Here is a 10,988-nt window from a genome sequence, read left to right on the forward strand (position 1 = left end):
TAGATACGGGTGTGATTGCTAAAGAAACGAAAGCTAGTGGCAGATTTATCTTAGCTACAAATGTACTGGATGTATCGCAATTAAATCCAGATGAAATGATTGTGAAATATAAGGAACAGCAGTCGGCAGAGAGAGGGTTTGGGTTCCTGAAAGACCCACTATTTTTTACGGATAGCGTGTTTCTGAAGTCGCCAGAAAGAATCGAGGCTTTAACTTTGGTAATGGGTTTATGTTTGTTGGTTTATACTTTAGGTCAAAGGTTACTGCGGCAAAACTTGCAACTCACTAATAAAACCGTAAAAAATCAGTTGGGCAAGGGAACCAATCGACCTACTTTACGTTGGATATTTCAAAGTTTTCAATCGATTCATGCCGTTTGTAGTCAAGGGATTCAACAAGTTTCTAATTTGACATCCGAACGGTTGGCTATATTAAATTTGTTTCCAGCCACCTGTCGGTCTTATTATTTCTTGTTGTGAAATGAGGTCGATCGCTTGATTAGTAAGGCTGAATTTAGTTAAATTAATTGTTGATCAATCAGTGATATTATTGTTACATTTCTGAAAATTTTTGCTGGCAATTAATAGTTGTTAATGGTCTGATTTTTGAAGTTTTATGGGTTAAGAAGATTTAATTCATGCCCTCACGTTAATTTTTAGGAATCCCTAACTGGGTGATGCGATAATTGCACAGATTTCTGGGTGTTTTTACTCACTATTATCTCGGATAATTCACTTTTACCCCCTCAAGCAGTGTATGTGCCAGTTGGGGGTGCGGAATGTGGGTTACAATGTCTTGTCGTCCTCGATCTCTATCGGATATTTAGAAAAATGGTATAACTCAAAAAAGCCTAAAGTGCTTGCTGGGCAAACACTTCAGGTTTGAATTTTTTAATTTCATAACCATCAATTCTATTTAAAGATCTGCGGAATCTGGGCTATAATTCAATACGGTTTACTTAAGATAGTCCGAAGAGAGGAACGAAGCAATCTCCGTATCTATTTCTCATCGGATTTTACCCCCAGGGCGCTATACCAGTAAAGGGTATTGGGCTATAATTAATGACAACAGTCAACAGTCAACAGTCAACAGTCAGCAGTCAACAGTCAACTCACTAAATTCCAGCAGCAGTAAAAGCTGCCCAGTGATAAGGATTGGCAAAAGGACAGGGTTTGCGGTTGCGAATTTGCTGTAAAGATGCTTCAGCAATCAGGCGAGAACTTTGTGAAAGCCGATCGAACATTTGCGAAATTTGAGGCTGAAAATCCGCCAGCAACACCTCCAATTCCTCGCCTGTCAAATCCCGCAGCCACCTTTGAGCCTCCGCAAGCGATCGCGCCACATCTCCCACTTGCAATCGAGGAAACTGCCCGAGATTTTCATAAAACTTGCTCGTCAGCAGCAGCGTTGAAACATCATTCACTTTCCACAGGCTGCTGACAACACTAGATGTGCCAGCATACAACAAACCCGCGGACAAACCGACAAAATCTTCTGTACCGCTGACTGAGCCTGCTGCAATTTCGCAAGCCGATAAAGTAACTAAAAAGTATTGCCGACAATCGAAATTAAAAATTTCCTCCAAAGTCATAGTATCATTTCTCACAAATACGCCTGATTTGAGCGGGAAAGCGAAATCAAGCACGCTCAAACAAGCAAAGTGAGCGCATTTTTTCTGCTGCACTTGTCCTATTTTCGCGGATGAATCCCCATCATTTACAGATATCGATCGAGAAAAAGCCTCTTTAATTGCTGGCTTCTGGCGCAAAATTTCTGTAGTGGAAAAACATTGAGAAATATTGCCGATTTCCAGGTTGCTGTAAAGCGCATCTCTGCTGAAAGTGGGAACTGCCAACAGGTGCTGCAAATTCGGTCTGTAGCGGCCGATAGCTGCGCTGCGCGCGATTTGTCTCAACCGCAAGATCTGGCAGCTAGGAGCATAGCGAATTCCTCCGGCAAATCGATCGATCAAATAAGCAGGAGGAGGTGAAATTTCCCCAAAGGACGAACTGTGAGAAAAATCCGAACTGTTGTGCGTATCCAACAGATCGAAACCGCTGCGATCGCCGCCATGAGACCTGAAAATTGCCCCGGTGTCCTCCAACCCGTCTCTCACCCCCAAAGGCAAAGCATGGAGCGGCAAAGCGTGCAAAAATCGGTGCGGCACCACAATTAGCCGATCGCAATTTTCCGGAATCAGCGCCACCACTCGATCGATTTCCAACAGCGCGGCCAAGCGTTTGAGGCGAGCCGGGAGATGATTGATCCAGCGACCTTTTTGCTCGGAATAAGCGCTGAGGTACTCTCCGGCCCAAGTTTCGGCAGCTAAAGCATTTCCCGCCGCACAGAGGTGAACGGCGGGATATTCTGCACTCTTCACCACCACAAAAGCCACTACCAAATCCTCCAAACTCGCCCACACCACAGCAGCGCAATTGGCATCAGGCAACAATTGGCGAATTTGCTCGAAAGTAATGGGTTCAACTTTGCGAGCTAAGCTGAAGAAAGGGTCGTTTGCCTGCACCTCGCGCGCAATCAACCCATCAAACTGCCGCCACAATTGATTTAAGTGCATAAAATCGGTGTTCGGCATCAGAGAACCGCTGTTCAAACCAGAGGTGTCGCCCTCAGAAATCAAGCTAGTGCTGGGTTCGGGTTGTCGGTGTTGTTGCTGCCGCTGTTCCCTGGCTATTTCCAGTTGCAATGACTCCAACTCGCTGCGTACCGCTGCCGGAATGTCGCCTTTTGGGGTCAGGGGGGATTTAACCAGGAGTTCTACCAAATTCCGATTTTTGTGGCGTTCAGCGTATTCCAGGGCTTTAGCGTAATATTCCGGCTGGCCCGGGCCGAGTTCTAGGCAAACTTGTACGAGGGATTTATAGAGTCCTCTCCAGGTGCTGACTAATTTGGCTTTTGAGTTACTTCCCCGATCGCCCAAATCTGCCGCATCAACCCCAACTTCGCTCCGCAAGAATTCCACAGTATCGACAGCAGTAGTAAAAACGCCGTAGGCGCGCAGCAACTCGCCTCGCCTTCGGTAAGCTTCACCCAAATAAAATAAAATTTGTGCCCAACGGTGGGGATAGGTTTCGCGAGTGTAGATTTGGCCGGCACTGTGATAGCAGGCGATCGCGCTTTCGATGCGAGACGAGTTTTCCGTCTCCGTCAGTTCCGAAAAAGCTCGGCCCAGATAAATTTGCAGCATGGCCCAGCGGTGGGGAGCAGCCTGCTTGGTGTAGACTTGGGCTGCATTTTGATAACAGGCGATCGCGCTTTTGAGATTGCGGTTTTTTTCGCCTTTGACGTGTTGGCTGAAAGCGCGGCCGAGGTAGGCACAGAGCATTGCCCAGCGTTCGGGAGTTTTTTGGCGGTTGCAAAAGAGCAAAGCATTTTGATAGCAGGCGATCGCCATTTCCAGATTTTCCGCTTTTTCCCCTTTCACCCGGAGACTGTAGATCCTGCCGAGGTAAGTTTGGATCGAACCCCAGGCTTCGGGAAATTTGATGCGAGTGTAGACTTGCAAAGAATTTTGAAAGCAGGTGAGTGCCATTTCCAGATTTTCCACTCCTTCGCCCTTAATTCGATCGATAAACACTCTGCCCAAATTCCTTTGAGTCGTCGCCCATTGCAGCGGAAAAGCTTCCTTAGTCCGCACTTGTAAAGCTCTCTGGTAGCAATTGACAGCGTATTCGAGATTTTCTGCCCGATTCCCCCGCAGGAACTCATAGTAAGCATTTGCTAAATTATTTTGAGTCGTCGCCCAGCGTCGGGGAAACATCTTGCGGTTGTAGACTTGCAAGGCATTGTGGTAGCAAATGACTGCCTGTTCGAGATTTTGGGCTTTGTCACCCCGCAGTCGGCGGCTGTAAGCGCGGCCGAGATTGTTTTGAGTGCTTGCCCAATCTCCTCCAAAACCTTCGCGGTTGCGAACTTGTAGGGCGTTTTGATAGCAGGCGATCGCAATTTCGAGATTTTCGGCCGCATCTCCCCTGAGGCGCTCGCTATAAGCGTTTCCCAGATTGTTTTGCAGCGTCGCCCACTGTTCCGGGTACTGTTCGCGAGTTCGCACTTCCAGGGCATTGACAAAGCAAGCAATGGCTTGTTCGATATTTTGAGCCTTATCGCCTTTGGGGCGATCGGTATAAGCATTGCCCAGATTATTTTGCATGACTGCCCACTCTTGGGGAAAGTCTTTGCGGGTAAACACCTTAGCCACGGTTTCGTAACCGGCGATTTCAATTTCCAAGTTATTCGCCTTGCTACCGAGGGGAAACCGCCCTATTTTGTTGCTCAGATTGCCAATTAGGGCCGCAATGCGCCTCGCCTCTGATTCTTGGGCAGTAGGGAGTACCAAATTTGCCCAACGGCGCAGCAGATCCGCAAAATTCTGGTCGAGTTTGTCTAAATTGTTTCTCAGCAGCGCGTACACGTGCTGCGAATCAGGGTTGCGCGCCACTGCTTGCAATACTTCTGCTAAAAAAGCCAGATATGCTGCGCCGGTTCCGGGCAATTTAGCATTGCTTTTGGCAGATTCTAAGGGTGCGATCGTCCTTTGAAAGAATTTTGCAGCTTTGAGCAAGCTGTCTCGTGTCAGTGCCGGCTCTTCCAAGTACAGCATTTGCACAAACCCAAAGTCGATCGACTTTGAGTCAGTCCTCAAAATCAAATCTATTCCTGAGTCCACAGGATTTTCCAGCAGCGCTCGGAGCATATTAACATCAGTTTCGCGACGCTGTTCGTCCATCGTGCATTCCGCCGAACTATTAACGATAGGATTGCTGCTTCCGTGCAGCCATTGAAATCAGGAACTGTTTAAATTTGACTCCCGAACCGGAGGTACGAGTCTCCGACGGATTATAGAGCTTAAAGGATGAAATCAGTTAAACCAGGATTCACAAATTGCAACAGACAGGCAGATAGCGAGATTAGCACCAATATCACAGTATTATTGTGCGCGTTGGTCTTTGGCCAAATCCCGGTCTAATGGGCCGTCAGTGTTTCGGGGCGGGTTTCACAGACAATATTCGAGTGGATGATAAAAATCAATTTTATCCTGATATATTTTTTGTGTCGATCGGTATTCAAAAGCGGTTAAAAATTCCCAACCGGGAGTCTATTAAATTTAAGACTTAGCTAGAAGTATTAAAAAAACCCGGTTTTTGCAGCATACACATCGTCACAGCGCAGTGTATTTGCCTGAAAAACTGGTTTCCGGGCAAGTCCTAAACTGGATAAAACCCGCCCCGACAGACTTGCAGCGGGGCGGGTTTACTTTTACCCTCATAGGGACTGATATCATGTCCGGTCGATTACCATAACAAAAACGGTTTGTAGTGCGGACTTCAGTCCGCTCTGATGCTGCGGACACTCCCGACGCACTACGAACGCATCTGATTGCGATGATCGAACACGATAGGAGGCTAAGAAACCGGGTTTCTCAGGAATAGCGCCTCTGCATATTGTGCCAGTTGCAGCGCTACAGATCGCAAAAATCAACCCAGTAGGTTTTAGTGTACCGCTTGAGAGCGCAACGCTTCCTCAACTGCAAGCAAAGCCCGATCGACTTCAGCAGCAGAAACAATTAGAGGCGGGACAAACCTCAACACCTTCGGCCCGGCGGGAACCAACAGCACACCAGCGGCGATCGCAGATTTAACAATATCAGCCGATGTCAGTGCAATATCAGCCTGCAATTCCAGCCCGACAATCAAGCCCCAGCCCCGCACCTCAGCAATCAAATTCGGATATGCAGCCGCCAGCTTATTGAGGCCAGCTTTCAACTGTGCCCCGCGCTGCTGGACGTTTTCCAGCAGGTTTTCCCGTTCTAAAGTTTGGCACACGCACAAAGCGACAGCGCAAGCAAAAGGATTGCCACCGAAAGTGCTAGCGTGACTTCCCGGTTCAAATACATCGCAGTGAGACTTGCACAGCATAGCGCCGATCGGGATACCGCCGCCCAATCCCTTCGCAGAGGTAAAGATATCCGGTTCAATCCCGAGATTTTCGTAACCCCAATATTTACCGCTGCGTCCCATCCCGACTTGTACTTCATCGAGAATTAGCAAAATGCCTTTTTCGTCGCAAATTTCCCGAATCCGTTGGAAGTAGGCGATATCTCCGGGGCGAACTCCCCCTTCACCTTGCAGCGCTTCCAGCATAATTGCAGCTACTTGGCGTTCATCTTTGTCGAGTTCGTCGATCGCGCTTTCGATCGCGCTAATGTCATTGTAAGGAACATAGTGAAATCCAGGAACCAACGGACTAAAACCCTTCTGATATTTAGGTTGTCCCGTCGCCGTAATCGTCGCCAAAGTCCGCCCGTGGAAACTAGCAACAGCAGTAATTATGGTCGGATTCGAGATATTTAATTGTTCGTGGGCGTACTTGCGCGCCAGCTTAATCGCCGCTTCATTAGCTTCCGCACCCGAGTTGCAAAAGAAAGCTCTGTCCGCGCAAGAATGATCTACAAGCCACTTCGCTAGCTCGCCCTGTACGGGGATGTAGTAAAGATTAGAAACGTGGTGCAGCGTCTGAATTTGCTGAGTTACCGCTGCCACCATCGCCGGGTGCGCGTGTCCCAGAGTGCAGGTAGCAATACCCGCCACAAAATCGAGATATTCGCGGCCCTCGGTATCCCAAACGCGGCAGCCGAGGCCCCGTTCCAGGGCGATCGCAAAACGCCCGTAAGTAGTCATTACATAACTGTCGAAGCTCTCAGAACTGAACAAACTGGCTTCAGTTTCCACACTCGGTTCTTTTAGTAAGGTTTCTGGACTCACGAATTGCTCCTTAACACAGAATATCTAGACCTCGATTGTACGGTAAAAATCCAGCTTCGCGTTGCAGGGTGTTAATTTTGTCATAAAATTGTCACAGTAACAGCAATTAATCCTCACAAATCTACTGATGAGTTATTACATTTCTCCTAATTTTCTCGATAAAGTTGCCGTGCACGTCACAAAGAACTTTTTAAATTTACCAGGGGTAAGAGTTCCCCTAATTTTGGGAATTCACGGCCGCAAAGGAGAAGGCAAAACTTTTCAAACCGAACTGGTTTTTCGGCGAATGGGCTTTGAACCGGTGATGATATCTGGCGGAGAATTAGAAAGTCCCGATGCCGGAGATCCGGCGCGTTTAATTCGCTTGCGCTACCGCGAAGCTGCGGAGCAAATTCGAGTGCGGGGCGAGATGTGTGCAATTTTTATTAACGATTTGGATGCCGGTGCTGGCAGGTTCGATACTACTACTCAATATACTGTAAATACTCAGATGGTTAATGCCACTCTGATGAATATTGCGGACAATCCCACCAACGTGCAGTTACCGGGAAGTTATGACAGCACGCCACTGCACCGAGTACCAATTATTGTCACCGGAAATGACTTTGCTACGCTGTACGCGCCGCTGATTCGCGACGGGCGGATGGAAAAGTTTTATTGGGAACCCAGCCGGGATGATAAAATTGGGATTGTCGGCGGAATTTTTGAGTCTGACAATTTGTCACAAACCGAGATAGTGGGTTTGGTAGATAATTTTGCAGATCAGGCGATCGACTTTTTTAGCGCTTTGCGATCGCGAATTTACGACGAACAAATCCGAGAATTCATTCACAAGATAGGAATCGAGCAAGTTTCCAAGCGTTTAGTCAACACTCTGGAAGCACCGCCAGATTTCCCGAACCCTAATTTCAGCCTCGCTCATTTATTAGAAATGGGTAATTCAATGGTAGGTCAACAAAAGCGGGTTCAGGAAATGCGCTTAGTAGATGAATACAACCAATCACGGCTATTTAACGTTCCTGGAACTGTCAATGTCCCGGCTGCGACGCCAACGCAAAATCAACAAAACGACCCATCCTCGAAATATTATAAAGCTTATATCGAACCCAGTTCGACTATTAGTAACGGTCAAGCTGTGCGGCTGAGTAGCGAGGTATTGGAACAAGTGCAGCAGTTGTTAGCAAGGGGCTGCAAAATTGGCATAGAATATGCAGACAATCGCCGATTTAAAACAGGTTCCTGGCAAAGTTGTGCGACAATTAAAACTGCACAAGAAAAAGATGTGGTTGCATCGTTAGAAACTTGCTTGGCGGAACACGGCGGGGAATACGTGCGGCTGATTGGTATCGATCCAAAAGTCAAGCGCCGGGTAGTTGAAACAATTATTCAGCGGCCACAGTAGGCTGTACTTCACCACACCTAAAAAAATCCATTAATTAGTTTGTAGTGAGGACTTTAGTCCTTGCTAAAATCAGTTAAGCCGTAGGGTGCGTCAGGGAGAAATTTATTGAGCCAACAGTCACAATATTCTGCCCTGACGCACCCTACAAGACTTGAGTCCTTGCTAAAATTAGTTAAAACCGTAGGGTGCGTCAGGGAGAAATTTATTGAGCCAACAGTCACAATATTCTGCCCTGACGCACCCTACAAGACTGCTACAAGACTGCGGTTAACCGATCGATCAAAGATTTATCCGATCGGGAGCGTGTCACTTTTGCGACGAGTATAAATACTTAGAAATACTAGGGCAGAGGTTTTGAGCCATTGTTGGGTAAAATCGGCGATAATAATGATGTCTTAATTAGTAGCGATTGAACTATGACTCCCGAACAGGAACAAACGATTCAAACATATGTAGAAGCTATTTCGGCAATTCTGTATGCTGATTGTGAGCCTGGATCATTGAAAACATTAGAAGATATTGAGCTCGCAGTTAAAGATAAGGTCTTAACTCATGTGACACCCCAAATCGGATTTTTTTTATCTACTCAGCTAGCGGCCGGGAAGCAGGAAGAGTAAAAAGATTAAAAAGTACATTAGGTAATTTAAGCATCACCCAAAAGCAAGCAGATAAACTAGGGTGTGGCAGTCGGAGTAGATTGAGTCCACATTTAGAAAACTGTTGTTTAAGAGTGAGTGCAAATGTTGCATATCAAAATGCAGCCAAAGATATTGAATATATAACAGGGATTAGGGTTCCAGCTCTCGACACAACAAAGACTGGTACATTATCAAGAATTTGAGCAGCCTGAGGCAACAGCAGATATTACTGAGTTAAGTGCAGACGGTGGAAAAGTACGATTGATAACACCACTCGGAGAAAAATCAGAGTGGAAAGACTATAAAGCAATTGTGTCAGAAGCAGGCATAGTAGCGAGTTTCGATCGAAATGACATCATTATTGATTGGGCAAATAAACAAGCACTAGCCCAACCAGTAACTTGTCTAGCTGATGGACATGATGGTGTCTGGAATATATTTAAAGAAATTAGTTGTAAACAGCACAGAAGAGAAATTCTAGATTGGTATCATTTGAATGAAAATCTTCAGAAAGTTGGGGGTTCAATTAGGCGATTGAAGCAAGCGAAAACATACTTATGGAAAGGAAATGTAAAAAAAGCAATAGCACTATTTAGAGAATTGAAGAAACAACCAGCAGTTAATTTTTGTAAGTATTTAGAAAAGCATAAAGAAAGAATTATTAATTACGAAGCTTTCCAGAGAGATGGGATCTGTTCGATTGGTTCGGGAGCAGTAGAATCAGGAATCAAGCAAATAGGTAGAAGAATTAAAATATCTGGAGCAAGTTGGAAATCAGAACATATTGGGCAGGTATTGGCTCATCGGTGTGCTTACTTAAATGGATTAATTGGTAAGCCGCGAAAAAGCTCACAAGTATAAATACTTATTGCAAAAGTGACACGCTCCCTATCCGATCGCTCTATCGTGCAAAAAATTATCAAAGGTTTCCCGATCGGGCATAGCAACCTGAGCACCCACCTTAGTTGCACACAGAGCACCCGCTGCACAGCCCCACACCACCGCCTCTGACAGCGATCGCCCGCCATCTAGCGCCGCAGCCAACCCGCCGTTAAAAGCATCGCCAGCAGCCACAGTGTCGATCGCCCTCACAGCAAAAGCAGGCACAACAAAAGTTTCATCCGGAGTCACAGCAACCGCCCCGCGATCGCCCAATTTGACAATAACATTCTCCACACCGCGCTGCTGCAACTCTTTGGCTGCCCGAATCGCCGTTTCTGTGTCATTTACTTCAAAACCGACTAACTGACTGGCTTCCACTTCATTCGGCGTGATAATGTCAATTAGCGGATAAAGCTCGATCCTCTTCGTTGGCGTAGCCCCCGTAGGGGCGGGCTCCGCTAACGACAAATCAGAACGAGCCGGCGCCGGATCGAGAATCACTCGCACCCCCACTTCACGAGCAACTTTCGCAGCTTTTAGGACAACTTCCAGCGGAATTTCTAACTGTAACAACAACGATGTAGCTTCAGGCAACACTTTTTTAAGACGTTCTATATCTGCATCACCAACATTATTATTTGCACCCGGAATCACAATAATATTATTTTGACCTTTCTCATCTACGGCAATAATTGCCACACCCGAATGAGTGCTATTATCTATTAATACATTGTCTGTACTCAAACCATAGGATTGTAAACTGGTCAATAATTCTTCAGCAAATTTATCGTTGCCAACCCGGCCGATCATGTGGGTAAAAATGCCGAGACGCGCCGCTGCTACCGCTTGATTTGCTCCTTTACCGCCACCGGCAGTGAAAAAATTGCTACCGATGATAGTTTCTCCTGGCTGTGGTAAACGAGGAGTTTTCGCTGCTAGGTCGATGTTGATACTGCCAAATACAATGATACTCATGAATTGTTAAATTAGGTAACTGATAATTATGTTTGTAGTGAGGACTTCAGTCCTCGGATTTTAATATTAAAGTAGGTAATTGTAATTAGTAATTTGTCATTGGCTTAAATTGCTTATTTTCAGATTTGTCCATCTAACTAATAACCGTCAATTGACAACTGATATAAAATTCTATTACATCGTCATGCAGGGGGAACGCATCTTATTGAAGACTGTTCGCCAGTCGTGAGTATATTTTGAGATAAATTCACCATGCTTAGAAGCTACAGAGACGCTTTATAATGAATTTTGTAAGAAAACAGTCATTGATTA

Annotated in this window: 5 protein-coding genes and 1 pseudogene; 3 read left to right on the top strand and 3 right to left on the bottom strand. The window is 46.1% G+C overall.

Annotated features, from left to right (window positions below; translation table 11 throughout):
• Positions 1-479, top strand: a 479-nt coding sequence (locus QZ918_RS32020) for an IS1634 family transposase (protein WP_293342871.1), incomplete at its 5' end; no start/stop codon positions are given.
• A gap of 635 nt (positions 480-1,114) precedes the next feature.
• Here QZ918_RS32020 and QZ918_RS32025 read toward each other — a convergent pair.
• Positions 1,115-4,744, bottom strand: coding sequence for a CHAT domain-containing protein (locus tag QZ918_RS32025; protein WP_293342874.1), 3,630 nt, complete (start codon positions 4,742-4,744; stop codon positions 1,115-1,117).
• A 763-nt stretch (positions 4,745-5,507) separates the two neighbouring features.
• On the bottom strand, positions 5,508-6,779 hold the full coding sequence (locus QZ918_RS32030) for an aspartate aminotransferase family protein (RefSeq protein WP_293342877.1): 1,272 nt from the start codon (positions 6,777-6,779) through the stop codon (positions 5,508-5,510).
• A 127-nt stretch (positions 6,780-6,906) separates the two neighbouring features.
• Here QZ918_RS32030 and QZ918_RS32035 point away from each other — a divergent pair, with 127 nt between their 5' ends.
• Both QZ918_RS32035 and QZ918_RS32040 read left to right on the top strand, forming a co-directional pair.
• Positions 6,907-8,181 carry a RuBisCO small subunit-like domain-containing protein gene (locus QZ918_RS32035; protein WP_293342880.1) on the top strand — a complete coding sequence of 425 codons (1,275 nt, stop codon included), beginning with the start codon at positions 6,907-6,909 and terminating at the stop codon, positions 8,179-8,181.
• 416 nt (positions 8,182-8,597) lie between these two features.
• A pseudogene (locus tag QZ918_RS32040) lies at positions 8,598-9,680 on the top strand (ISKra4 family transposase).
• A 27-nt stretch (positions 9,681-9,707) separates the two neighbouring features.
• Here QZ918_RS32040 and rbsK read toward each other — a convergent pair.
• Complete coding sequence (gene rbsK, locus QZ918_RS32045; protein ID WP_293342883.1) at positions 9,708-10,676, bottom strand: ribokinase; 969 nt, start codon at positions 10,674-10,676, stop codon at positions 9,708-9,710.
• Positions 10,677-10,988: the final 312 nt, after the last annotated feature.

Source organism: Microcoleus sp. CAWBG58 (assembly GCF_020883045.1).
Classification (GTDB): Bacteria; Cyanobacteriota; Cyanobacteriia; order Cyanobacteriales; family Microcoleaceae; genus Microcoleus.

What these genes read in the sequence shown, in the direction of transcription:
- QZ918_RS32025 (WP_293342874.1), bottom strand. Translation starts at nt 4,744, where the DNA reads ATGGACGAACAGCGTCGCGAAACTGATGTTAATATGCTCCGAGCGCTG.
- QZ918_RS32035 (WP_293342880.1), top strand. Translation starts at nt 6,907, where the DNA reads ATGAGTTATTACATTTCTCCTAATTTTCTCGATAAAGTTGCCGTGCAC.
- rbsK (WP_293342883.1), bottom strand. Translation starts at nt 10,676, where the DNA reads ATGAGTATCATTGTATTTGGCAGTATCAACATCGACCTAGCAGCGAAA.